Origin of the sequence: Polaromonas sp. (assembly GCF_039932935.1) — a bacterium.
In the GTDB taxonomy this organism is placed as follows: domain Bacteria; phylum Pseudomonadota; class Gammaproteobacteria; order Burkholderiales; family Burkholderiaceae_C; genus Polaromonas.
The window spans coordinates 1-23,642 of sequence record NZ_JBDTPB010000084.1 but is presented as its reverse complement, the minus strand read 5'-3'; the positions used below and the strand labels follow the sequence as shown (position 1 = coordinate 23,642).

General features: G+C 61.9%; 21 protein-coding genes and 1 pseudogene. 15 read left to right on the top strand and 7 right to left on the bottom strand.

Annotated elements, in window-relative coordinates; genetic code table 11:
- The 6 genes and pseudogenes from ABI546_RS15040 to ABI546_RS15015 form a co-directional block, all read left to right on the top strand.
- A pseudogene (locus tag ABI546_RS15040) lies at nt 1-302 on the top strand (LPS export ABC transporter permease LptF); the annotation flags it as partial.
- On the top strand, nt 299-1,441 hold the full coding sequence (lptG, locus tag ABI546_RS15035) for an LPS export ABC transporter permease LptG (RefSeq protein WP_348047664.1): 1,143 nt from the start codon (nt 299-301) through the stop codon (nt 1,439-1,441). The pseudogene ABI546_RS15040 and the gene lptG, both read left to right, overlap by 4 nt.
- A 9-nt stretch (nt 1,442-1,450) precedes the next feature.
- Nucleotides 1,451-1,825, top strand: a complete 375-nt coding sequence (locus tag ABI546_RS15030) for a CbiX/SirB N-terminal domain-containing protein (protein WP_348047662.1) — start codon at nt 1,451-1,453, stop codon at nt 1,823-1,825.
- Nucleotides 1,826-1,889: 64 nt separating this feature from the next.
- A complete protein-coding gene (locus ABI546_RS15025; protein WP_348047660.1) occupies nt 1,890-2,834 on the top strand; it encodes a CysB family HTH-type transcriptional regulator in 945 nt (314 codons plus the stop codon).
- Nucleotides 2,835-2,915: 81 nt separating this feature from the next.
- Nucleotides 2,916-4,091: a pyridoxal phosphate-dependent aminotransferase gene (locus ABI546_RS15020; protein ID WP_348047658.1), complete on the top strand. Its 1,176-nt coding sequence runs from the start codon at nt 2,916-2,918 to the stop codon at nt 4,089-4,091.
- Nucleotides 4,092-4,194: 103 nt separating this feature from the next.
- Nucleotides 4,195-4,353, top strand: coding sequence for a DUF3309 family protein (locus ABI546_RS15015; RefSeq protein WP_082516826.1), 159 nt, complete (start codon nt 4,195-4,197; stop codon nt 4,351-4,353).
- An 83-nt stretch (nt 4,354-4,436) separates the two neighbouring features.
- Here the strand turns inward: ABI546_RS15015 and hrpA are convergent, their stop codons facing one another.
- A complete protein-coding gene (gene hrpA / locus ABI546_RS15010; protein ID WP_348047655.1) occupies nt 4,437-8,441 on the bottom strand; it encodes an ATP-dependent RNA helicase HrpA in 4,005 nt (1,334 codons plus the stop codon).
- Nucleotides 8,442-8,572: 131 nt separating this feature from the next.
- Nucleotides 8,573-9,796 carry a GGDEF domain-containing protein gene (locus tag ABI546_RS15005; protein WP_348047653.1) on the bottom strand — a complete coding sequence of 408 codons (1,224 nt, stop codon included), beginning with the start codon at nt 9,794-9,796 and terminating at the stop codon, nt 8,573-8,575.
- Nucleotides 9,797-10,054: 258 nt separating this feature from the next.
- Here ABI546_RS15005 and argA point away from each other — a divergent pair, with 258 nt between their 5' ends.
- The 5 genes from argA (at nt 10,055) to ABI546_RS14980 (ending at nt 14,768) form a co-directional block, all read left to right on the top strand.
- Nucleotides 10,055-11,404: an amino-acid N-acetyltransferase gene (gene argA, locus ABI546_RS15000; protein WP_348047651.1), complete on the top strand. Its 1,350-nt coding sequence runs from the start codon at nt 10,055-10,057 to the stop codon at nt 11,402-11,404.
- Nucleotides 11,405-11,444: 40 nt separating this feature from the next.
- The gene (locus ABI546_RS14995; protein WP_348047649.1) at nt 11,445-11,693 is read left to right on the top strand and encodes a DUF1272 domain-containing protein; all 249 of its coding nucleotides are present in this window, start codon (nt 11,445-11,447) and stop codon (nt 11,691-11,693) included.
- Nucleotides 11,690-12,331, top strand: a complete 642-nt coding sequence (locus ABI546_RS14990) for a LysE family translocator (protein ID WP_348047647.1) — start codon at nt 11,690-11,692, stop codon at nt 12,329-12,331. The genes ABI546_RS14995 and ABI546_RS14990 overlap by 4 nt, the downstream gene beginning before the upstream one ends.
- Before the next feature lie 227 nt (nt 12,332-12,558).
- Nucleotides 12,559-14,265, top strand: a complete 1,707-nt coding sequence (locus tag ABI546_RS14985) for an ATP-binding protein (RefSeq protein ID WP_348047645.1) — start codon at nt 12,559-12,561, stop codon at nt 14,263-14,265.
- The gene (locus ABI546_RS14980; RefSeq protein ID WP_348047643.1) at nt 14,262-14,768 is read left to right on the top strand and encodes a response regulator; all 507 of its coding nucleotides are present in this window, start codon (nt 14,262-14,264) and stop codon (nt 14,766-14,768) included. Before ABI546_RS14985 ends, ABI546_RS14980 begins: the two co-directional genes overlap by 4 nt.
- Before the next feature lie 48 nt (nt 14,769-14,816).
- On the opposite strand, the gene ABI546_RS14975 is transcribed toward ABI546_RS14980, so the two are convergent.
- Nucleotides 14,817-15,185, bottom strand: coding sequence for a hypothetical protein (locus tag ABI546_RS14975; protein WP_348047641.1), 369 nt, complete (start codon nt 15,183-15,185; stop codon nt 14,817-14,819).
- Nucleotides 15,186-15,425: 240 nt separating this feature from the next.
- Here ABI546_RS14975 and ABI546_RS14970 point away from each other — a divergent pair, with 240 nt between their 5' ends.
- The 4 genes from ABI546_RS14970 to ABI546_RS14955 all read left to right on the top strand — a co-directional run bounded on the left by ABI546_RS14970 (nt 15,426) and on the right by ABI546_RS14955 (nt 19,885).
- Nucleotides 15,426-15,845: a universal stress protein gene (locus ABI546_RS14970; protein WP_348047639.1), complete on the top strand. Its 420-nt coding sequence runs from the start codon at nt 15,426-15,428 to the stop codon at nt 15,843-15,845.
- A gap of 19 nt (nt 15,846-15,864) precedes the next feature.
- Complete coding sequence (locus ABI546_RS14965; protein ID WP_348047637.1) at nt 15,865-16,929, top strand: zinc-dependent alcohol dehydrogenase family protein; 1,065 nt, start codon at nt 15,865-15,867, stop codon at nt 16,927-16,929.
- Complete coding sequence (locus ABI546_RS14960) at nt 16,926-18,443, top strand: DASS family sodium-coupled anion symporter (RefSeq protein WP_348047635.1); 1,518 nt, start codon at nt 16,926-16,928, stop codon at nt 18,441-18,443. Before ABI546_RS14965 ends, ABI546_RS14960 begins: the two co-directional genes overlap by 4 nt.
- A gap of 329 nt (nt 18,444-18,772) precedes the next feature.
- Nucleotides 18,773-19,885, top strand: a complete 1,113-nt coding sequence (locus ABI546_RS14955; RefSeq protein WP_348047633.1) for a nitroreductase family protein — start codon at nt 18,773-18,775, stop codon at nt 19,883-19,885.
- On the opposite strand, the gene ABI546_RS14950 is transcribed toward ABI546_RS14955, so the two are convergent.
- The 4 genes from ABI546_RS14950 to ABI546_RS14935 form a co-directional block, all read right to left on the bottom strand.
- Nucleotides 19,867-20,469 carry a DUF1003 domain-containing protein gene (locus tag ABI546_RS14950; RefSeq protein ID WP_348047631.1) on the bottom strand — a complete coding sequence of 201 codons (603 nt, stop codon included), beginning with the start codon at nt 20,467-20,469 and terminating at the stop codon, nt 19,867-19,869. The two genes, ABI546_RS14955 and ABI546_RS14950, sit on opposite strands and share 19 nt — an antisense overlap.
- An 8-nt stretch (nt 20,470-20,477) precedes the next feature.
- Nucleotides 20,478-21,170 carry a Crp/Fnr family transcriptional regulator gene (locus tag ABI546_RS14945; protein WP_348047629.1) on the bottom strand — a complete coding sequence of 231 codons (693 nt, stop codon included), beginning with the start codon at nt 21,168-21,170 and terminating at the stop codon, nt 20,478-20,480.
- Nucleotides 21,171-21,485: 315 nt separating this feature from the next.
- Nucleotides 21,486-22,220 carry a Crp/Fnr family transcriptional regulator gene (locus ABI546_RS14940; protein ID WP_348047627.1) on the bottom strand — a complete coding sequence of 245 codons (735 nt, stop codon included), beginning with the start codon at nt 22,218-22,220 and terminating at the stop codon, nt 21,486-21,488.
- A gap of 318 nt (nt 22,221-22,538) precedes the next feature.
- Nucleotides 22,539-23,642 (bottom strand): OB-fold nucleic acid binding domain-containing protein (locus tag ABI546_RS14935; protein WP_348047625.1); only part of this gene is annotated, 1,104 nt, incomplete at its 5' end.

Genomic DNA, 23,642 nt, shown 5'->3' with positions numbered 1-23,642 from the left:
CCATCAATTTTGTCGTGCTGGCGGTGGCACTTGCCAGCGTGAACCCGCGCGGCGGCCGCAGCGGCAACATGATTTTTGTCCTGCTGACCTTTGTGGTTTACAACAATTTGGTCAATCTCGGGCAGAGCTGGGTTTTTGTGGGCCTCGTCAGTTTCAGCACCCTCCTGCTGGCGCTTCACGGGGGCGTCCTGGTACTGGCCCTCGCCTGGCTCTCCAAACGACAGTACAACTGGACGCTGCGGCCGGCCAGGCGCGTCAGCCGTGCACCACTTGCCGTGCGCGACAGCGAAAGCCACCGATGAAAACCATACGCCGCCTGATTTACGGTGAAGTGCTGGCCGCCATTGCGTTGGTGGCGCTGGGTTTCCTGGCCCTGTTTTTCTTTTTCGACCTGGTCGATGAGCTGCAATACCTTGGCAAGAGCAGCGGCTTCAACGCCGCCGATATCTACCAGATCAGGCATGCCCTCCTCTATGTGGGCCTGCTGATCCCCAACCACCTGTACGAACTGCTCCCGATTTCAGTCCTGATCGGCACCATCTTCGTGATGGCCCGGCTGGCACAAAGTTCTGAATACACCATCCTGCGAACCAGCGGCCTGGGGCCATGGCGCGCACTGAAGCTGCTGTTGACACTGGGTGCGCTGTTTGTGGTGTTCAGTTTCGCCGTGGGAGACTATGTGGCACCGGCCAGCGAACGCGCCGCACAGCTGCTCAAGGCGCGCTACCAGAACAAGATATCCATCGGCCAGACCGGCGCGTGGCTGAAAGAAAAACAGGCCTACAACACCTTTGTGGTCAATGTAAAAGCACTCACACCCGACAACGAAATGCAGGGGGTGCAAATATTCGAGTTCAACAACAAGGGCCTGATCGTTTCGACCACGCAAGCGCCCCTGGCAAGTTTTACGACCGGTGATGCCTGGCAATTAAGCCAGGCCACGCGCACGGAGTTTGAAGTTTCTGCCGGTGCGAGTGGTGGCGCCAAGCCTCAGGAGAACGCCAAAGTCAACCGCGCAACGCTGCAGAACTTTCGCTGGCCCACCGATATCAGCGCCGAAATGGTCTCCGTGGCGCTGCTCAAACCCGAGCGCATGGGCACCATCGACCTGTTCAACTACGTCCGCCATCTCGACGCCAACGGCCAAACGGCGCAGCGGTATGAAATCGAGTTCTGGAAAAAGGTTTTTTACCCGCTCAGTTGCCTGGTCATGGTGATTCTGGCCTTGCCTTTCGCCTACCTTCACTTCCGCTCGGGCGGTATTGCCGGCTACGTGTTCGCGGGTGTGATGATCGGCATCAGCTTCTTCCTGCTCAACAACGTGTTCGGCTACATCGGCAACCTGCGCAACTGGCAGCCGTGGCTGGCCGCGGCCACACCGGGGTTGCTCTATATGGCTGTTTCGCTGGGGGCGTTCGGCTGGCTGGTGCTCCGGCGTTAAAGGACCCGCATGCCTGGCACTCCCGCACCGCGCGGCATTATCCTGTTTGCGCATGGGTCGAGAGACCCACAATGGCGCGAACCCATTGAGGCGGTCGCCGCGCAAATTCGCCGCCGCGAGCCCGGCACCCCCGTCAGTTGCGCGTACCTGGAACTCTGCCTGCCTTCATTGCCCGACGCCGCTACAAATTTGATAGCTACTGGCGCACGGCACATCAGGGTGTTCCCCCTTTTCTTCGGTGTAGGCAAACATGCGCGGGAAGATCTCCCGCTTTTACTGGACGGCATCCGGACAGCCCACCCGGGCGTAGAAGTTGAGCTGCTACCCGCCGCCGGAGAATACGGCGAGCTGACCGCCCTTATGGCCGACATCGCCCTGTCGTAGCACCACGACGCGCTCTTTAGCGCTAAACAGGCATAATAAAAAGAATAATTAGCTTGAATTTGATATGAACCTTCACCAATTCCGCTTTGTCCAGGAAGCCGTCCGGCGCAACCTGAACCTGACAGAGACCGCCAAGGCCCTGCATACCTCGCAGCCCGGCGTCTCCAAGGCCATCATCGAACTCGAAGAAGAACTGGGCGTGGAAATCTTTGCGCGGCACGGCAAACGCCTCAAACGCGTGACCGAGCCCGGCGAGCACGTTCTCAAAAGCATTGAACTCATCATGCGCGAGGTTGGCAACCTGCGGCGCATCGGCGAACAGTTCTCGGCGCAAGACAGCGGCACGCTGTCCATTGCCACCACGCACACCCAGGCGCGCTACGTGTTGCCGCAGCCGGTGGCCAGGCTGCGTGAGGCCTTTCCGAAGGTCAATGTCAGCTTGCACCAGGGCTCACCCGACCAGGTGGCCCGCATGGTGCTCGATGAGGTCGCCGAAATCGGCATCGCCACGGAATCGCTGACACAGTACGAAGACCTCGTGACCCTGCCCTGCTATGAATGGCAACACATGCTGGTCATTCCCGTTGGCCATCCGCTGTCAAAAAAAGAGAACATCACGCTGGAAGATCTGGCTGAAGAGCCGCTGATTACCTACCACCCGTCTTTCACCGGGCGCACCAAGATCGACCAGGCGTTTGCCGCCAAGCGCCTGCAGCCGCGTATCGCACTCGAAGCCATTGACTCCGACGTCATCAAGACCTATGTGCGCCTGGGCCTGGGCGTCGGCATTGTGGCCGAGATGGCCATCAAGGAAGACGGCACCAACAGCGACCTGATCGCCATCGCCGCCGGGCCGCTGTTCGGCGTCAACGTCGCCCGCGTGGCCTTCAAGCGCAGCGCCTATCTGCGCAACTTCGTGTATAAATTCGCCGAGCTGCTCAGCGACAAGCTCGACCGTGAGCTCATCACCAAAGCCATGGCCAGCCGCGTCAACGACTACGGAATTTAATCCACCCCGAACCGGCCTGCGGCCGCCTCCCGTCAGGGGAATGCCGCTGGCGGCCGTTTGAAGAAAAATCACTGCGCAATCATGACCACTGTCCACGAACGCACCCCCAAGCTCCAAACCAAGCTTCCCGCCGTCGGCACCACCATCTTCACGGTCATGTCCACACTGGCCGCCGAAAAAGGTGCCGTCAACCTGGGCCAGGGCTTCCCCGATTTCGAATGCGATCCCAAGCTCGTCAATGCCGTCACCGACGCCATGACCCAGGGCCTGAACCAGTACCCGCCCATGACGGGGGTGCCTGTGCTTCGCGAAGCCATCGCCGACAAGGTCGCCACGCTGTACGGGCACCGCTACGACGCCAACACCGAGATCACCATCACGGCGGGCGCCACGCAAGCCATCATCACGGCCATTCTTGCCGTCGTTCATCCCGGGGACGAAGTCATCGTGCTGGAGCCCTGCTATGACAGCTATGTGCCCAACATCGAACTGGCAGGCGGCGTTGTGGTGCGCGTTCCCCTCACGCCCGGAACCTTCCGGCCCGACTTCGACAAAATTTCCACAGCCATCACGCCGCGAACACGGGCGATCATCGTGAACTCACCGCACAACCCGAGCGCCACGGTATGGACCGAAGCCGACATGCTCACGCTGCAGGAGATCCTCGCACCCACCGACGTGTTGTTGATCAGCGATGAAGTGTATGAACACATGGTGTTTGACGCGGCCGAGGGCCGGCACCACCAAAGCGCTGCGCGTTTTCCCGGGCTTGCCGCACGCGCCTTCATTGTGAGCAGTTTCGGAAAAACTTACCATGTCACGGGCTGGAAGATCGGCTACGTGGCCGCGCCGGCCGCTCTGACCACGGAGTTTCGCAAGGTGCACCAGTTCAATGTGTTCACCGTGAACACCCCGGTGCAATATGGGCTGGCCGCGTACATGGCCGATGCACAACCCTACCTCGACCTGCCGGCTTTCTACCAGCGCAAGCGCGACCTGTTTCGCGAAGGACTGGGAAAAACCCGCTTCAAGCTCTTGCCCAGCGAAGGCAGCTACTTTCAGTGCGTGGACATTTCCGCCGTCAGCGACCTGGACGAAGCCGGCTTCTGCAAATGGCTGACCACCGAGATCGGCGTGGCGGCAATTCCCTTGTCGGCCTTCTATGGCAACGGCTTTGACCAGCGCGTGGTGCGTTTTTGTTTTGCAAAAAAAGATGAGACCCTGAACACCGCGCTGCAGCGTCTGGCCAGGTTGTAGGCCGAGACTGTCAGTATTAACCGACGGCCCAACACGCTCTCCTCCTGCTTGTTTGCGAAGCATGCCGGGTCAGAATCACTTCACATAACAAGGAGTGCTTCACATGTCGCTATCGCTCATTCTGCTGATCGTTTTAATTCTCATCCTCGTCGGCGCCCTGCCAACCTGGGGCCACAGCCGCAGCTGGGGCTACGGCCCAAGCGGTGGTATCGGCCTCGTGGTGCTGATTTTGGTTGTGCTGTTGTTGATGGGCCGCATCTAGGCTTAAAACGACTTCCAAAATAAAAGGGCCTTGCAACTGCAAGGCCCTTTTGCTTGGGCGCTTAAGTTCCGAAAAGCCCAGCATCAACTATTCAGTTGCTGCCAAGCCTTTTCCAGCCGCTTGATGCTGACCGGTTGAGGGGTGCGCAACTCCTGCGCGAAAAAACTGACTCGTAACTCTTCGAGCAACCAGCGAAATTCATGCATGCGCGCGTCCATCGCGCCTTTGCGCTCGGCCAGCAGCCGCCAATAGCGCTGCTCCAGTGGACGCAGCTCCGCCAGCCTGGTGGTGTCGCGCGCGGGATCGGCCCGCCATTTTTCGAGCCGCAGGGTGATGGCTTTCAGGTAGCGCGGGAAATGCTGCAGCTGCCCATAAGGTGTCGTCGTCAAAAATCGTTTGGGCACCAGGCGCTGCAATTGCTGCGCGGCATCGGTCGCCGCATCGGCGGCATTTTTACTGTCCTTGATCTTGCGCTGCGCTACGGCAAACTCTGCGAGGATGCCCGCCGCCAGCCGCGCGACCTCGCTCGCAATCAGCGTCAAGCGTCCCCGGCCGTTGTCGATGCGGGTCTTGAATTCAGCCTCACCGGTTGGCAAGGGGTCGAGCAAAAAGGCGCGGTCCAGCGCGACTTCAATAATCTGCTCGCGCAATTCCTCCAGGGTGCCGCCGCCGGAGTTGTCAGCGGCACGGCCCACCAGCATGTAGCTGGTGGCCATCTTCTGCAGCTCGGGCAGGTTCTTTTCGAGGTACTTGAGCGCGTCCTTGATCTGCAGCGAAAAAAGCCGGCGCAAACCCGCGCGGTGTTTGGCCGCCGCGACGTCGGGCTCATCGAACACCTCGATGGTCACCGCATCACCCAGGTCAATCAGCGCCGGAAAGCCAATCAGCGTCTGGCCTCCCTTGCGAATCTCCATCAGCTCCGGCAGCTCACCAAAACTCCAGCTGGTGTAGCGTTCCGGCGCCTTTATTGCTATCTTTTCAGGAGCTGCTTGCGCACGGTCTGATTGGGCTGAAGGCTTATTTAATGAAATATTCCCGGAAGATCCGGCGCCGGGCCCTGGACCCGGGTCGGCGGCCTTCGCCAGGTTTTTGAGGCCCGCCAGCGCCTGGAACGCGCCGCGTGCCTGTGAACCCAGCTCGCTCTTGAGCGCGCCGAGGTTGCGCCCTGCGCCCAACTGCCGCCCATGCTCGTCTACCACGCGAAAGTTCATGAACAGGTGTGGCGGCAGCATGTCCAGCTTCATGTCGTTGCGCTTGATGTCCAGCGAGGTTGCATCCCGCACCAGCTTGAGCACCGCGTCCGTCAGCGAGCCACTGCCGAACACCTCGGGCTGCCCCAGCTGCTCCGCCATGCGGGCAGCTGTTTCAGGCAGCGGCACCAGCCGCGAGCGCGGGCGCTGGTGCAGCGTCTTGATCAGCGCCTGGATCTTGTCCTTGAGCATGCCGGGCACCAGCCACTCGCAACGCTCTTCATTGACCTGGTTGAGTGCAAACAGCGGCACGTCCGCGGTCACGCCATCGCGCGCGTCACCAGGTTCGTGCAGGTAGGTCATCAGGCAGTCCACGCCGCCCAGGCGCAGTGTCTTTGGAAATGACTGCGTGGTAATGCCCGCCGCTTCGTGGCGCATCAGCTCTTCACGCGTCAACAACAACAGCTGAGGCTGCTTTTTGGACTCTTCCTTGTACCAGTGCTCGCAACTGGCGCCGCTGTGCACATCGGCGGGCAATTGCTGGTCGTAAAAGGCGTAAATCAGCTCCTCATCGACCAATACATCCTGCCGCCTGGCCTTGTGCTCCAGGTCCTGCACCTGCTGGATCAGTTTCTGGTTGGCCGCCAGGAAAGGCAGCTTGGTGTCCCAATTGCCCGCCACCAGCGCTTCGCGGATAAAGATTTCCCGTGCCGTCACCGGGTCAATACGGCCAAAGTTGACGCGGCGGCCGTTGTAAACCACCAGGCCGTACAGCGTGGCGCGCTCCAGCGCCGTCACCTGGGCGGCTTTTTTCTCCCAGTGCGGGTCCAGCATCTGTTTGCTGAGCAAATGCCCAGCCACCTGCTCTATCCAGGCCGGGTCAATGTTGGCGATGCCGCGGCCAAAGAGTCGAGTGGTTTCCACCAGCTCGGCCACCACAATCCAGCGGCCCGGTTTTTTACTCAGGCGCGCGCCGGGGTGGCGGTAAAACTTGATGCCGCGCGCACCCTGATATTCCGATTGTCCTGAGCCTGTCGAAGCGGCCTCGTCGCTCTTGTAGCCTATATTGCCAAGCAGGCCGCAGAGCATCGAAAGATGGAGCTGCTCATAGCTGGCAGGTTTGTCATTCAGCGTCCACTTCTGCTCGCCCACCACCGTGTGGAGCTGCGAATGAATGTCGCGCCACTCACGCACGCGGCGGATGTTGACGTAGTTCTCGCGCAGCAGGTTTTCGTACTGGCGGTTGGAGAGCTTGTGGTCGGTGCCGTGGCCGCCGCGCGCGTCGCCCAGCCATTTCCACAGCTTGAGGTAACCGCTGAACTCACTTTTCTCGTCATCAAATTTGGCGTGCTGCTGGTCCGCCTGGGCCTGCTTGTCCATGGGCCGGTCGCGCACGTCCTGAACGCTGAGCGCGCTGGCGATCACCAGCACCTCGTCCAGGGCATTGCGGTCTTTGGCCTCCAGGATCATGCGGCCCACGCGCGGGTCCAGCGGCAGCTTGGCCAGCGTGCGGCCCACGCCCGTTAGCTCGTTGTCGGCATCAACAGCGCCCAGCTCGGCCAGCAGTTGGTAACCATCGGCAATCGCACGGCGCTGCGGCGGCTCGATGAATGCGAACTCTTCCACATTGCCCAGGTGCAGCGCCTTCATGCGCAAGATCACCGAAGCCAGCGAACTGCGCAGGATTTCAGGGTCGGTAAACGGTTGCCGGCCCTGGAAGTCTTTTTCGTCGTAAAGGCGTATGCAAATACCGTCGGCCACCCGGCCGCAGCGACCGGCACGCTGGTTGGCCGCGGCCTGCGACACCGGCTCCACCATGAGCTGCTCGACCTTGTTGCGAAAGCTGTAGCGCTTGACGCGCGCGGTACCTGCGTCCACCACATAACGGATGCCGGGCACGGTCAGCGAGGTTTCGGCCACATTGGTGGCCAGCACAATGCGCCGGCCATTGTGGCCGTCAAAAATGCGGTCCTGCTCGGCTTGGCTCAGGCGGGCAAACAGCGGCAGCACCTCGGCGTTGCGCGTCAGCGGCTGATGCGCCAGATGCTTGCGTAAATGGTCCGCCGCTTCCCGAATCTCGCGCTCGCCAGGCAAAAACACCAGGATGTCACCCGCGCTGTGCGGACTCAACCAGAGTTCGTCGACCGCGTCCGCGATCGCGTCGTTCAGGTCATGCTCACGGGACTCTTCAAACGGCCGATATCGCTGCTCCACCGGGAACATGCGGCCCGACACCATGATGACCGGTGCCGGAATTTTGGGCCCCCACGCTCCGCGCTGCTCGTCGTCGCTGCCCCCCGGGGGGGCGTCGCCCGCCTTGGGGCGGCCCGGCGGCGGCGTGCTCGAAGCAAAGTAGTCCGCAAACCGCTGCGCATCAATCGTCGCCGAGGTGATGACCACCTTCAGGTCAGGCCGGCGCGGCAGCAACTGGCGCAGGTAGCCCAGCAAAAAGTCGATGTTCAGGCTGCGTTCGTGGGCCTCGTCAATGATGATCGTGTCGTAGGCTTTGAGCAGCGGATCCGTCTGCGTCTCGGCCAGCAAAATGCCGTCGGTCATGAGCTTCACGGAGGCGTCGCGCGAGAGCCGGTCCTGAAAGCGAACCTTGTAGCCCACCACGTCGCCCAGCGGCGTTTTCAGCTCTTCGGCAATGCGCTTGGCCACACTCGACGCGGCGATCCGGCGTGGCTGGGTATGGCCGATGAGCCGGCCCTGTCCAGGCGGGTAATTGAGCTTGCCGCGCCCCATGGCCAGGGCGATCTTGGGCAGCTGCGTCGTTTTGCCAGAGCCGGTTTCGCCGCAGACGATGATGACCTGGTGAGCCGCCATGGCGGCAGTGATTTCGTCGCGCTTGCCCGAAACCGGGAGCGACTCTGGAAAAGTGATGGCGAGGGGAGACAAGGAAGAGGACAAAGAAAAAGACAAAGAAGAAGCCAGAAACAACGCAGGATAGAGCGGCAGCCAAGGCAACCAGAGCGCTCAATTATCGGGTGTTCCGGCTCGCACCAGACCGGCATGGGTATGGTTGCCAGTCAAGCGGCGGCGAGCACGGGCAAGTCGACGGTTTCCCCGCTGGTTTCGTCAAACCACGCAATGCGGCTTGGGTAGCTCAGCGCTGTGCGCGACATCCTCCGCCCGATCATCACCGCGGAAGAAGCCCGGGCATCGGTCTTGGACACCCGGAGCACGCCCAGGCCGACTTCGGCAACCCAGCGTGTTTGCTGCTGTTCTGCCTCGCCCATGCCCAGCGTGGTGTTCAGCACCACCGACCGCGCCAGAGCCGCCTGGACCCTGCGCGCCAGCTGAATCAGCTGGCCGCTCTCATAACAGCTGCGCATCAGCAGCAAAAATCCGTCATCGGCCAGACGCCCCATTTCCACATGGGCCGGTACGGTTCGCTTCAACCTGCCGGCGCACACAAACAGCGCGTGGTTGACTGCCGCATGGCCGTAGAGCTTTTCGAGCACATACAGATTGGCCACCGACACCACGATCACCCCCAACGGCACGGGATCGTCGCGGTAGCGCCTGAAGGCGGCCTCCACCATGCTGCCGGTCTCGCTGTGGGAGCGCATGCGCGTCACCGGGTCGTAACTGGGGCCGTGGGCCATGGCCCGGTTGAGCTCGATCAGGTAGGAATAGCGGGTCCACAGTACGGCCGCCATGGTGGCGAGGTAACACGTGCCGGCAACAGCGCTGACCGCGTGCACCTGCCACGGCACCTCGTGGCGGTCCAGCGCGATCCAGCTCAGCCCGGCAATGGCCACCAGCATGAACGACACGCCGGATACGGCTACCCAGGCCAGGCGGTCGCCCCGAACGGCACTGCGAAGGCTGAGCCCCATCGCCACCAAGGCCAGCAAACACGCCAGCCCCAGGCTCAATGCCAGCGCGTGATGAGGGCTCAGTGCCCAGCCGCCCGCCATGACAAGAAGCGCCAGACCTGCCAGCAAGACCAAGGCGCGCCTTGCAGACGCAGGGTTGCGCAAAATGCCCAGAATGGAAAACAGCAGATAGGACAGCACGGCGGCCACCACGCCGGCCACGTGGGCCAAAAAGCGGTCCAGCACATCGGCATTCTCGATGGGCAGGCCGCCCAGGAAGGCCACCACAAAGAACGTCGAAGCGATCGCCGAGACGGCGGCATTGACGGCAATTCGGCGCAAGGACCGGATATAGGCAAATGCCGAACCGGCCACCATCAGGCTGGCTGATCCGAAATAGCAGCCCCAAAACCCGATCGCGTATTTGTCCATGGACCTGAACCATACCCCGCCGCCCTCCATTACGCAAACGCCAAACCAGAAAAAACCGGCGGAAAACCGGGTTGGCCGCAACGTGGTGGCGGCCCTCGGCCCTGCCCTGTCTCCCTTACACTCACTGAACTTTTCCGTGACCGGGTATTGAGACCAGGAGCGACCAGGAGCGACCAGAGGAGTCACCCTCTCCTCTCGCTTCTCACCGCGCCGGCCCGGCCGCCCTTGACCCGCTACCCCGAACCCGAAAGCGCGCCCATGTCTGCCGTCTTCAATTTCACCTTTGTGCCCTGGTTTCGCTCGGTCGCGCCCTACATCCACACGCACCGCGGTAAAACTTTCGTGGTCGGGATTGCCGGCGAGGCGATTGCCGCTGGCAAGCTTCAGCATATTGCGCAAGACCTGGCACTGATCCAGAGCATGGGCGTGAAGATCGTGCTGGTGCACGGTTTTCGTCCCCAAGTCAACGAGCAGCTCAAAGCCAAGGGCCACGAGGCGAAATACTCGCACGGCATGCGCATCACCGACGAAGTTGCGCTCGACAGCGCCCAGGAGGCTGCAGGCCAGCTGCGCTATGAAATCGAGGCGGCCTTCAGCCAGGGCCTTCCCAACACCCCCATGGCCGGCTCCACGGTGCGGGTGATCTCTGGCAACTTCATCACGGCTCGGCCGGTCGGCATTCTTGACGGCGTCGACTTCAAGCATTCGGGCATGGTGCGCAAGGTCGACACCGCGGCAATTGGCCGGGTTCTGGACTTCGGCGCCATGGTGCTGCTCTCACCTTTCGGCTTTTCCCCCACCGGTGAAGCCTTTAACCTGACCATGGAAGAGGTCGCCACCTCGGTAGCGATTGCCATGCAGGCCGACAAGCTGATCTTCCTGAGCGAAATCCCGGGCATACGCATTCACCACGACCAACCCGAAAGCGAAGACAACCCCATCGACACCGAGCTGCCGTTGGCTGCAGCCGAAAAACTCCTGGCTACCCTGCCCAATGGCGAGCGCCCGACCGACACGGCGTTTTACCTGCAGCACTGCGTCAAGGCCTGCAAGGCCGGCGTGGAACGCAGCCACATCCTGCCCTTTGCGGTAGACGGCTCGCTGCTGCTGGAGATCTATGTGCACGACGGCATCGGCACCATGGTGGTCGATGAAAAGCTCGAAGAGCTCCGTGAGGCAACCGGCGACGATGTGGGCGGCATCCTGCAGCTGATTGAGCCGTTTGAAAACGACGGCACCCTCGTCAAGCGCAGCCGCACAGAGATCGAACGCGACGCCGCCAACTACAGCATCATCGAACACGACGGCGTGATCTTTGCCTGCGCGGCGCTTTACCCTTACCCCGAGGCCAAGACGGCCGAGATGGCGGCGCTCACCGTGTCGCCACAAAGCCAGGGCCAGGGCGATGGCGAGAAAATCTTGAAGCGCATCGAGCAGCGCGCCCGCGCCGCCGGCTTGCAAAGCATTTTTGTGCTGACTACCCGCACCATGCACTGGTTCATCAAACGCGGCTTTATACAGGTCGATCCAGACTGGCTACCCGAGGGCCGCAAGCGCAAATACAACTGGGACCGCAAGAGCCAGGTGCTGGTGAAAAAACTGAACTGAGCCCCCTTTCCCTTTACCACCGCCAAAAAAAGGACCGTCCATGCTTGAACTCCGCCCCAACTGCGAATGCTGCAACAAGGACCTGCCCAACGAGTCGACCGAGGCGCGCATCTGCACCTTTGAATGCACTTTTTGCGCCGATTGCGCCGACACCAGGCTCCACGGCGTCTGTCCGAACTGCGGCGGCGGTTTCACCGTGCGGCCCAGCCGTCCGGAGCGCTTCCTCACAAAATACCCGCCTTCGACGGAGCGTGTCTATAAACCCCAGGGCTGCGAGGCGGCACCGTGAACACGACCACGCTGCTGCTCTTTTCCCTGGTCGCGCTGGTGGCCATTGCCACGCCCGGCCCCACCGTCCTGCTCGCGTTGGCCAATGGTTCGCGTTACGGCGTGCGGCGCTCGGTGGCCGGCATGTTCGGGGCGGTGGCTTCAGACATCGTGCTGGTTGGTGCGGTCGCTTTGGGCCTGGGCGCGCTGCTGGCGGCTTCTGAATTCTGGTTCTCGGTGCTCAAGTACGCGGGTGCGGTCTACCTGGCCTGGCTGGGCATCCGCCTGCTGCGCTCCAAGGGCGGTTTTGACGTACCCACTGATGGGGCCGAAACGGCGGACGAAGCCAAACGCAGCAAACGGCGCATCTTCATGAAATCTTTCCTGGTCGCCGTGACCAACCCCAAAGGTTATTTGTTTTGCTCGGCGCTGCTGCCGCAGTTCATTGACCCGGCTGCCGCGCAACTGCCGCAGTACCTGGCCATCGGTGCGGTGTTTGCCGGCGTGGATTTCTCGGTGATGTTCGCCTACGCCTTTGTCGGCGCCCGGGCGATCCGCTTGCTCAAGGCCTCGGCCACTCAGTGGATAGACCGCGCCTGCGGCGGCGCGCTGCTGGCGCTGGCCGGTTCGCTGGCGTTTTACCGCCGCGCCAACAGTTGAACCACAGTGACTGGCCGGCCGGCCCGCTGTGGGCCGCGCCCCTGTTTCGTGCAAGGACAGCCTCTTTGAATCCCTTTATGTGCGATAACGCACAGACTTTTCCACGCGCACCTGTAAGACTCCCGGAGTCTTTTAAGACTTCGCAAACACCCCGGCCAGGATCCTGGAAGCATCGCCCGTAGGCGGCTCTTCGCTGGATCGTCCTTACTTCTACAAAAACATGGCCCATGCCCCCTATTTCCAGCCCGAGCGTTCTTGACGCCATTGCCCGAGCCGACGGCATTGAAGTTGAGCGCCAGGAAGCCCTGCTCAAGACCGGCGCGTTGCAAACCGCCGTCCTGACCAGCGAAAACTTCTCCATCATCGCCACCGATGAAAAAGGCATCATCCAGCTTTTTAACGTGGGTGCCGAGCGCATGTTGGGTTACATGGCTGCCGAGGTGGTCAACAAAATCAACCCCAGCGACATTCACGACCCGCGCGAGGTAATGGCACGGGCCAAGGCGCTGAGCCAGGAGCTGGGCACCACCATCACACCGGGCTTTGAAGCGCTGGCTTTCAAGGCTTCGCGCGGCATTGAAGACATTTACGAGCTGACCTATATCTGCAAGGACGGCAGCCGTTTCCCGGCGATTGTGTCCATCACGGCGCTGCGCGACGATCTCGGCACCATCATCGGCTACCTGCTCATCGGCACCGACAACTCGGCGCGCAAGCAGGTCGAGATGGCGCTGAAAGAAGCCATGGCCACGGCGGAAAAGGCCAACCAGGCCAAATCCGACTTTTTGTCCAGCATGAGCCACGAGCTGCGCACGCCGCTCAGTGCCATCCTCGGCTTTGCACAATTGATCGAATCGGGCACCCCGCAGCCCACGCCCTCACAAAAGCGCAGCGTCGACCAGATCCTGCAGGCCGGCTGGTACCTGCTGGACCTGATCAACGAAATCCTCGACCTGGCGCTGATCGAATCGGGCAAGTTGTCGCTGTCGCTGGAGCCCGTCTCCCTCGCTGAAGTCATGCGCGAATGTGAAACCATGATCGAGTCGCAGGCCGACAAGCGCGGCATCAGTGTGAGCTTTCCGGTGTTTAACCAACCCTGCTTTGTGAGCGCCGACCGCACGCGCCTCAAGCAGGTGCTGATCAACCTGCTGTCCAATGCCATCAAGTACAACACCGAGCGCGGCTCGGTGACGCTGCAATGCACCGACATCATCCCTGAACGCATCCGCATCTCGGTGCGGGACACCGGCGAAGGATTGGCCGCTGATCAGATCAACCAGCTGTTCCAGCCCTTCAACCGCCTTGGCCAGCAAGCCACGGCGGAGCAAGGCACCGGCATTGGGCTGGTCATGACCAAGCGGCTGGTGGAGTTGATGGGCGGCGTGATTGATGTCGAGAGCGTGCCCGGCCAGGGCAGCATGTTCTGGATCGAGATGAACCTCACCAGCGAGCAACAGCTGAGCGAGCAACTGGCCGATCTGGCGCCGGCCCTGCAAGCCAAAGGCCCGACCGACCCGCAGGCGCGCACCGTTCTGTACGTCGAAGACAATCCAGCCAACCTGATGCTGGTCGAAGACCTGATTGCTCGCCGGCCCGACCTGCGGCTGCTGTCGGCGCGCGATGGCATCAGCGGCATCGCCATTGCCCGCGCGTCGCTGCCGGACTTCATCCTGATGGACATCAACCTGCCCGGCATCAGCGGCATCACCGCGCTGAAGATCTTGTCGGAAGACCCGCTGACAGCGCACATCCCGGTGGTGGCGCTCAGCGCCAACGCCATGCCGCGCGACATTGAAAAAGGCCTCGAAGCGGGGTTTTTCCGCTACCTCACCAAGCCCATCAAGATCAGCGCATTCATGGAAACCCTGGACTTGGCGCTGGCGTTTTCAAAAATCAAACCCGGCCTTATCGCCACCAAGGAGAAAGCCCAGTGACCAACGAATTCGACATCCTGAACGCGAGCATCCTGATTGTTGACGACCAGCCAGTCAACGTGCTGCTGCTGGAACAGCTGCTGGCCGAAACGGGGTACCGCAACGTCACCTCGACGATGGACCCGCAGATGGTCCAGGGCCTGCATGCCGCCAACCACTACGACCTGATCCTGCTTGACCTGAAGATGCCGGTGATGGATGGCTTCCAGGTCATGGAAGCGCTGAACGATGGCCGCACCGACCCTTACCTTTCCGTCATTGTGCTGACGGCCGAGCCCGGCCACAAGCTGCGCGCCCTGCAGGCCGGCGCCCGGGACTTTATCAGCAAGCCCTTCGACCTGATCGAGGTCAAGACGCGCATCCACAACGCCCTGGAAGTACGTCTGCTCTACAAAAAGATCGAGAACTACAGCAAGCTGCTGGAGATGGCAATGCAACAGACAACGGCAGAAGTCGTTACCGCCGCGCCCGCCAATGGCGCGTCCGTTTCGGCCCATGCCTAGGGTCACCCCGCTCCCGCATTCCGGGAAGTAACGCCGGGCTGAGGACTGCTACTTGCGCTGCTGCGCCAGCAACACGCGCAGCAAGCCCATGGCGTCCACGCATTCAAGCACCACCGCTGCCAGCGCGGTGGGCCCTCCTCCTTCCAGGCCGGCCGGCGATTGATACGGCTCCGATGCCGCCTTGCGCAGCCTGGCTGCCACAGCGCCAAACAGGTCATCCCATTCGCCGGCAGAAATGCCTTGGCCACAACAGTTTCCGTGCTCGCCGCCAGCAGGTTGAGCTGCCCCGGTCATGACATGGTATGGGAGCGCCGCTTTTTCCAGCGCGGGCACCCTCCATGAAACCGCAGTTGCAGCCACAAGCTCCGGCACCAATGGCGCGCAAGCCAGGGAAGGTGCGAAGGCTGATGTGATCATGACCATACTTTCTATGCCGCCCCGCGTGGCGCGCATGAATCGAGAGTCGGAGCGACAGGTCGCGGCGTTGTCCTACGTCTGTTGTATCCGAACCATGCTCGTGCATCTGTGCGGTAACGAACACCCGGCACGAACGGTAAATCGGTGAGTTCACCTGTCCTTGACATACATCAAGGCTCAAACGGCTCACCCCGGCAAGCTCAACGCCAGACCCCTTCAACTCTGAAAAAAAGGACCCCCATGAAACTCCTCCTGGCCGCAGACGGCAGCAAATTTACCGACAAAGCGCTGGCCTTCATCTCCCAACACAAGGAACTGCTTGGCACCCATGAGTTGCTGGTGGTCAATGTCCAGCCACCGGTTCACGGGCGCGTGACCACCCTGCTGGGATCAGCAGACGTGGCGGCTTTTCACACGGAAGAGTCGAACAAGGTGCTGGGCCCGATCAAGACTTTTCTGGCGGCAACACACGTCCCACACCGCTGCATTGCGGTGATTGGTTCGTCTGTCCAGGAGATCATCTCCGCCGCCAGCAACGCGAAGGTCGACATGATCGTGATGGGCACCCATGGCCACGGCTGGATTGGCCGTGCCCTGATGGGCAGCGTGGCGCAGCGGGTCGTCGCAGACAGCGACATTCCCGTTCTGCTGGTCAAGTAAACGTAGAAAGAAAGCACCCATGAAAGCACTCGTCTACCACGGTCCCGGGCAAAAAAGCCTGGACGAACGCCCTTTGCCGGTGATCCAGCAGCCCACCGACGCCATCGTCAGGATCACCAAAACCACGATCTGCGGCACTGACCTGCACATCCTCAAGGGCGATGTGCCGACCTGCAAGCCCGGAACCATTCTGGGCCATGAAGGTGTGGGCGTCGTTAATGCCGTCGGGCCAGGGGTCAGCACCTTCAAGGCCGGCGACCGGGTACTCATCTCCTGCATCACCGCCTGTGGCCGCTGTGAGTATTGCCGCAAGGGCATGTTTTCGCATTGCACCACCGGCGGCTGGATTCTGGGCAACAGCATAGACGGCACCCAGGCCGAATATGTGCGCATTCCCCATGCCGACACCAGCCTGCACCCGCTGCCGGCAGGGCTGGAAAGCGCCGAAGAAGATGCGCTGGTGATGTTGAGCGACATCCTGCCGACCGGTTTTGAGTGCGGCGTGCTCAATGGAAAAGTTCAACCCGGCACCAGCGTGGCGATTGTTGGATCGGGCCCGATCGGGCTCGCTGCCCTGCTGACCGCGCAGCTGTATTCGCCGGCCGAAATCATCATGATTGACCTGGACGACAACCGGCTGGCCGTCGGCAAGCGATTTGGCGCGACAGCCACCATCAACAGCGCTGACGGCACCGCAGCGCAGCAAGTCATGGCGCTAACCGGCGGACGCGGCGTGGACACGGCCATCGAGGCCGTCGGCATTCCCGCCACCTTTGAGCTGTGCCAGGACATCGTCGCGCCTGGCGGGACCATCGCCAATGTAGGCGTGCACGGGATCAAGGCCGATCTGCACCTCGAGCGGCTGTGGTCGCACAACATCACCATCACCACGCGCCTGGTCGACACCGTCTCGACCCCGATGCTGCTGAAGACCGTGCAGTCCAAACGCATCGCCGCCGCGCAGCTGGTCACGCATCACTTCCGGTTTGACGAGTTTCTGGCCGCCTACGACACCTTCAGCCGCGCCGCCGACACCCATGCACTGAAAGTCATCATCGAAGCGCCGCCTCACGGGGCAGCATGACCGCCGGCACGCCGGCTGGCGCTGTAAAACCTGCGCCGGTCGCCAGCAATGTCAAACGCGCGGCTTTGTTTGCGGCGCTGGCGGCCTTGCTGGCCATTGTCATGCTGCCGCAGCCTGCGGGTCTGCCGCCGGCCGGCCAGATGATGCTCGGCATCCTGGCTTTTGCCGTCATCGTCTGGATGACCGAAGCGCTTGACTATGCAGCGAGCGCCGTGGTCACCGGTGCCCTCATGATTTTTCTGCTGGCCTGCGTGCCCGATGTGGCGACACCCGGGGGCGCCGGCATGGGCACCGGCGCGGCGCTCGGTCTGGCCTTGTCGGGCTTTTCAAACAGTGCCGTAGCCCTGGTGGCGGCCGCCTGTTTTATCGCCGCGGCCATGACGGCCACCGGGCTGGACAGACGCATTGCGCTGGTGGTGCTGTCGAAGGTGGATGCGCGCACGAACCACATCGTGATCGGCGCGATGGTGACCGGCTTTTTGCTCTCGTTCATCGTGCCCAGCACCACGGCGCGCGTGGCTTGCCTGGTACCCATCATGATGGGTTTCATCATGGCCTTCAAGGTCGACAAGCGCAGCCGCTTTGCCGGCTTGCTGGTCATCACGGCGGCGCAGACCGCCAGCATCTGGAATGTCGGCATCAAGACCGCAGCGGCTCAGAACATGGTGGCCATCGGTTTTATTGAAAAACAGTTTGCCACCAGCATCAGCTGGATGGAATGGTTCATTGCCGGGGCGCCGTTTTCAGCGTTGCTGAGCATCGCGCTCTACTTCATCATGACCCGCATGATGAAGCCCGAGATGGCCGAGATCGCCGGCGGGCAATCCACCATTCGCCAGCAACTCGATGCCATCGGCACCATGACAGTCAAGGAGTGGAAGCTGCTGGCCATCGTGCTGGTGCTGCTGGGCTTTTGGGCCACGGAAAAGGTGCTGCACAACTTTGACACCTCATCCACCACCATTGCCGCGATTGCGCTCATGCTCTTGCCGCGGCTGGGCGTGATGGACTGGAAGGAATCACAACGCGGTTTTCCGTGGGGCACGGTGATCCTGTTCGCCGTCGGCATCAGCATTGGCACGGCGCTGCTCAAGACCCAGGCCGCCGGCTGGCTGGCCAACCTGATCGTGCAAAACCTCGGGCTGCAGAACGCCAGTGCGTTTGCAATCCTCATGCTGATGTCACTGTTCCTGATTGTGATTCACCTCGGCTTTGCGAGCGCGACGGCGCTGGCCTCGACCATGGTGCCCATCATCATCAGCGTGCTCATGGCCGTGAAGACGCCGGGCATCAATGTGGTCGGCATGACCATGCTGCTGCAGTTCGTCGTGAGCTTCGGCTTCATCCTTCCCGTGAACGCGCCACAGAACATGATCGCTTGCGGTACCGACACCTTCGAAGCCCGCGATTTCGTACGGACCGGCCTGGTGATCACTCTGGCCGCCGCCGTATTGCTGGTGATCTTTTCGCTGACCTACTGGCAGTGGATGGGTTACATGAGTACGGCAGGTTAACGCCATGACAGAAGCACCCGACCTGGTCACCCCTCGGCGATGCAGGCCCAGGCGCCGGCAAAAGCCACGGGCCTGGCCTGGAACGCGGTTTGACCTCGGCCGATGCAATGCTCTTCTTTTGATAGCTGCTGGCGCAGGCCCTTACTGGGCCACAGGCCATTTCCATCAAGAAAAGACTGATTTTTCGGCGCAAACAAGGCAACTTCATGCGTATTTCAAAGGCAAAAAGGTCCTGCAGGCCAGTAGAGCCGTGCGCGAAACGCTATGAATTCAGGAGCAGACCACTTCCTCCCTCGCGTTGAAAGACCACCCCCGAAAGGCGTCGACACATGCTGACCCGAAAACAGTTCATGCGCGCTGCGGCCGTCACCGGCGTGCCGCTGCTCCTGCAGGCGTGTTCAGGCGCTGCGGATGAGGCGGGTTATGCCTCTGCCGTGCAACAGGTATGGCACCCTGCCGAGGGCCGGCACAGCGCCAGCGGCGACAGCCTCGCGCTCAGGCAGGAACTGGTGCGTTACGCCACGCTGGCACCATCGAGCCACAACACCCAGTGCTGGAAATTCCATCCCGGCCAGACCGCCATCGAGGTCATGCCCGACTTCTCGCGCCGCTGCCCGGCAGTGGACCCGGATGACCATCATCTTTTTGTCTCCCTGGGCTGCGCCACCGAAAACCTGGTGCAGGCCGCGCTGGCCAACGGGCTCGCCACCGACGTGCGTTTTGACGCCCGCTCGCTGCAAACATCCATCGCACTGACCGCCACACGGCCGGTGGCGTCCGACCTTTTTCGCGCCATTCCCGAGCGCCAAAGCACCCGCACAGAGTTCGATGGCCAAAAGGTAAGCAACGCACACCTGAGGCTGCTCGAACAGGCCGGCACGGGCCCCGGCGTGCACGTGATCCTGCTGACTGAAAAAGCAGCGATAGAGAAAATTCTGGCCTATGTGCTGGCCGGCAACACCGCCCAGCTGAATGACGCTGCCTTCATGTCCGAACTCAGGCGCTGGGTGCGCTTCAACGGTGCCGATGCGGTGCGAACGGGTGACGGCCTGTACAGCGTCAGTTCGGGCAGCCCTTCTGTGCCGGACTGGCTGGGCAGCCTGCTGTTTGGCCTGTTGATGACGCCGCAAAGGGAAAACGACAAATACGCCCGGCAGATTCACAGCTCGGCCGGTGTGGCGATTTTTGTATCAGCAGCCAATGACCCGGCCCACTGGGTGGAAACGGGCCGATGTTACCAGCGCTTTGCCCTGCAGGCGACGGCGCTGGGCATCCGCAATGCCATGCTCAACCAGCCGGTGGAAGTGGCGGCGCTGCGGCCGCAACTGGCATCGCATCTGGGCCTTGACCCGGCCAGCCGGCCTGACCTGGTGCTGCGGTTTGGCTACGGCCCGAAGATGCCGGTCTCCCTGAGGCGCCCGCTTCAGTCCGTGCTGGCCTGAGGCCCGGGATCGCCCGCAGTGTTCTGCGCACACAAGGTCGCCAGCAACTTAAGCTGTTGCTGCTGCAGCCCGATGAGCTCTGCCCATTGCAGGTCGCGCAAGGCATCGATCTTTTCGTGCAGCAGCATGATCTCCAGCTCGGCCTTGAGGTTGACTTCGTAATCGTGCTCCGCCGTGATCCGGTCTTTTTGCGCCTGCCGGTTTTGCGACATCAGGATCACGGGCGCTTGTATCGCCGCCAGCATCGAAAGGAACAGGTTGAGCAGGATGTAGGGGTAGGGATCAAACGTTCGGCCCTGGCTGAGCAGCAGCACGGCGTTCACCCCCACCCAGCCCAGCATGACAGCCGCGAACAGCCCGACAAAGGTCCATGAACCGCCGAACCGCGCAACCGCATCTGCGGCGCGCAGGCCCAGGGATGGCTGTTCGTCAAAACTTTCGGCGAGGTTGCGTGCAATCGGCGTTCGCGCCACGATGTGCCTGATCACCGCACGTGCCCGCTCATCCAGCGTCGCTTCAGGCGACGAATCCACCGGCACGCCAGATGGCCGCAGTTTGTTTTGGGCCTGGGTGGAAGTGGTCATGCGCCACTCTACTCCAGCAAATCCATATAGGCTTTTTTGTCTGCGGCGTAACAACCGCATGACGCGGCTTCCAGGCCGCGGCGGTCCAGTACCGTGAGTTTGCCGCGGCTGTATTCGATCAGGCCCTTGCGCTGCAAATCGCCCGCCGCAGCGGTGATGCCGACCCTGCGCACGCCCAGCATGTAGGCAAGAAACTCCTGCGTCACGTCAAAGCTCGAGGCCTGTGAACGGTCCTGGCTCATCAAAAGCCAGCGCGCCAGGCGCGGACCGATCTGGTGAAAGCGCACGCAGGCGGTGGATTCAGCCAGTTGGGCCATCAGCACGTAGAGGTAGCGGTTCATGCTGCGTTGCAGGGCCGTACTGGCAGCCAGCTCCCGCTTGAATGCACGGGTGCCGATACGCCAGGCAGTGCCCTCGCCCTGCACCAGCGCATGCAAAGGCGCGGTTGTCACACCCAGCACCAGTTGCACCCCGAGCATGCCTTCACGGCCCACCATGCCTACTTCGACACCGGGGCTGCCCTTGACGATGGCGATCAGCGAAATAAATCCGTGGGTGGGAAAGTAAACGTGGCGCGTTGATTCACCGGGATCGGAGAGCACCTGCGCCAATACGAGATCTACGGGTTCACACAGCTTGAGCAGCCGTGTACGGTCCTGGCGCGGCAAAAGCGCGATCAGGTGGTTGTCGACAGGGGTCAAGGGGATTCCCAGGTGTGCTTGCCGACCCCCCAATGGCGAGGGGCTGCGTCACGGCCCGGCTGCTGTCGATGGCAGTTTTGGCAGGTGCCCGAGTCTATAGGAATGCCGGCGGTGTGCCTGTTCGGTGGCCCACACTGTTGTGGGCCTGGGAGTCTGCGCGGCAGAAGACGTCGAAGCGAAAAGTGACCCCGGCGAGGACAGTTTTTGCCGGGTTTGCAGGCCCATAGCCGTAGCTATGGGCCAAAAAGCCGGTGAAAAATGGACCGGCGCGGTCGCTTTGCAGCCGACGATCCTTCTGCCGCGCAGACTCCTGGCTCATTTGGCCTGCTTGGTGGGCAGCAGGCGGTCGTACTCTTTCTTGACGACGGCATAACACTCGCAGGTGCGCTTTTCCAGGCCTGGGCGGTCCAGCACCGTGATGCGGCCACGCGAATACTTGATCAGCCCGGCCTGCTGCAGCTTGGTCGCGCCTTCGGTCACGCCCTCACGGCGCACACCCAGCATGTTGGCAATCAGCTCCTGCGTCATGACGAGTTCATTGCCCTGCAGACGGTCCATGCTCAGCAACAGCCAACGGCACAGCTGCTGGTCCAGCGAATGGTGGCGGTTGCACACCGCCGTCTGTGACATCTGGGTGATCAGCGCCTGGGTGTAGCGCAACAGCAAGTGGAGCACGGGGCCTGACCTGTCGAACTCCTGCTTCATAGCGTGGGCTTTCAGCCGAAAACCCTGGCCTGCGCTTTGCACCACGGCGCGGCTGGGGGTGGTGCCGCCGCCCATGAAGAGCGACACCCCGACAATGCCTTCATTGCCAACCACGGCAATCTCTGCCGAAGCGCCATTTTCAAGCACGTAGAGCAGCGAAACAATCGAGGTGGTCGGGAAGTAGACGTAGTTCTGCACCTTGCCTGATTCGTAAACCACATGGCCCAAGGGCATCTCTACCCATTCGAGGTCGGGCCGCCAACGCTTGAGTTCAGCCTCGGGCAACGACGCCAGCAGGTGGTTGTGCTCAGGCTGCGATTTCTCTTTGTCGGCTACGTTGGCCATCATGAACTCCCGATTGGATTGGCGTGCGGCACCACCTGGGAGGGTTTTGCATCAGCGTCCAGTATAGGCAGTTACCGCTGTCTTATATGTTCGTTAGCGTACAAACAGAAGCATTCAGGAAAGGGCTTGGGATTCAGGGGAAACCCGGCCGGCCCGAGGCACAGACCGGGCGGTGTTGAAGACGGAAAGGGATGTCCTCGTCGGTCTATTTTTCGCTGCTTTTTACCCCCATATCCAGATATGGGCACGCAAAATCGTCAAAAACCATTCTCGCAAGGGGGCGATTTTCGCTTTCGACGAACTAAGCCCGACAGGCGCCTAGTGAAAATCCCGGCTTGAAGTTCCCAGCCGCCCCAGCAGCGGCGTCAGGTCTTCCAGCCGATGCGCCACCAGGTTGCGCACGGCGCCATAGCCTTTTGCCGTGCCGCTTTCTTCACTGCGCTGCCACATACCGTGCACCGCCAGCAGGCGCGAGTGCAGCAACTCGGCGCGCTGCTCCTCACGCAATGACTTCCACACGATCACGTTGACCGGGCCGGTCTCGTCTTCCAGCGTCACAAAAATGGTGCCGTTGGCGGTTTGCGGCTGCTGGCGCACGGTGACGATGCCGCAGCCGGCCACCTCCTGGCCATCGGGCAAGGCATTGAGCTCGCTGGCGGTGAGCAGGCCGCGCCTGGCCAGGCGCTCGCGCAGCAAGGCCAGCGGATGGCGGCGCAGGGTCAGGCCCGTGGCGTTGTAGTCGAACAGGATGTTTTCGCCTTCGGGGGTGTCCGCCAGCACCAGCGGCGTTTCGTGCGTGGGCACGGCCTTGAGCAGACCCGGCGCCGGTTTGATGGCCGACGCCGCCCAGACCTGCTGGCGCCGGTGGCCGGCCAGCGGCAGCAAGGCATCGGCGGCGGCCAGGGCGTTGATCTCCAGCGAGCCCAGTTGCGCGCGCGAAACCAGGTCTTCGGTCGATGTGAAGGGGGCGCCAGCCCTCGCCTTCACCAGCCGGATGGCCGCGGCTTCAGGCAGGCCGGCCACCAGGCGCAGACCCAGGCGAACCGCGGGCTGGTTGGGGTGAATGCCGGGGTAGGAAGGCTTGGCCGCCGCATCTTGATCCCGTTCGCCCTGAGCCTGATCCCGTTCGCCCTGAGCCTGTCGAAGGGTCGGTTGGCGCTGCGCAGGCAAGGCTTCGACAGGCTCAGCCCGAACGGCTAAAGAATCGGGAGGGGGAAGATCAGGCTCCAGCGTGCAGTCCCACTCGCTGTGCATCACGTCAATCGCCCTCACCTCCACGCTATGCCGGCGCGCATCCTGCACCAGTTGTGAGGGCGGGTAAAACCCCATGGGCTGTGAGTTGATGAGAGCCGCCACAAAACACGCCGGCTCGTGGCACTTGAGCCAGCAGCTCACATACACCAGCTTGGCAAAACTGGCGGC

Bases quoted from the DNA above. Each gene is read 5' to 3' on its own strand.
- ABI546_RS14940 (WP_348047627.1), bottom strand. From the start codon at position 22,220: ATGGCCAACGTAGCCGACAAAGAGAAATCGCAGCCTGAGCACAACCAC.
- ABI546_RS14985 (WP_348047645.1), top strand. From the start codon at position 12,559: ATGCCCCCTATTTCCAGCCCGAGCGTTCTTGACGCCATTGCCCGAGCC.
- ABI546_RS14965 (WP_348047637.1), top strand. From the start codon at position 15,865: ATGAAAGCACTCGTCTACCACGGTCCCGGGCAAAAAAGCCTGGACGAA.
- ABI546_RS14955 (WP_348047633.1), top strand. From the start codon at position 18,773: ATGCTGACCCGAAAACAGTTCATGCGCGCTGCGGCCGTCACCGGCGTG.
- ABI546_RS14970 (WP_348047639.1), top strand. From the start codon at position 15,426: ATGAAACTCCTCCTGGCCGCAGACGGCAGCAAATTTACCGACAAAGCG.
- ABI546_RS15030 (WP_348047662.1), top strand. From the start codon at position 1,451: ATGCCTGGCACTCCCGCACCGCGCGGCATTATCCTGTTTGCGCATGGG.
- ABI546_RS14960 (WP_348047635.1), top strand. From the start codon at position 16,926: ATGACCGCCGGCACGCCGGCTGGCGCTGTAAAACCTGCGCCGGTCGCC.
- ABI546_RS14975 (WP_348047641.1), bottom strand. From the start codon at position 15,185: ATGATCACATCAGCCTTCGCACCTTCCCTGGCTTGCGCGCCATTGGTG.
- ABI546_RS14950 (WP_348047631.1), bottom strand. From the start codon at position 20,469: ATGACCACTTCCACCCAGGCCCAAAACAAACTGCGGCCATCTGGCGTG.
- ABI546_RS15025 (WP_348047660.1), top strand. From the start codon at position 1,890: ATGAACCTTCACCAATTCCGCTTTGTCCAGGAAGCCGTCCGGCGCAAC.
- lptG (WP_348047664.1), top strand. From the start codon at position 299: ATGAAAACCATACGCCGCCTGATTTACGGTGAAGTGCTGGCCGCCATT.
- ABI546_RS14995 (WP_348047649.1), top strand. From the start codon at position 11,445: ATGCTTGAACTCCGCCCCAACTGCGAATGCTGCAACAAGGACCTGCCC.
- ABI546_RS15015 (WP_082516826.1), top strand. From the start codon at position 4,195: ATGTCGCTATCGCTCATTCTGCTGATCGTTTTAATTCTCATCCTCGTC.
- ABI546_RS15020 (WP_348047658.1), top strand. From the start codon at position 2,916: ATGACCACTGTCCACGAACGCACCCCCAAGCTCCAAACCAAGCTTCCC.
- ABI546_RS15005 (WP_348047653.1), bottom strand. From the start codon at position 9,796: ATGGACAAATACGCGATCGGGTTTTGGGGCTGCTATTTCGGATCAGCC.
- argA (WP_348047651.1), top strand. From the start codon at position 10,055: ATGTCTGCCGTCTTCAATTTCACCTTTGTGCCCTGGTTTCGCTCGGTC.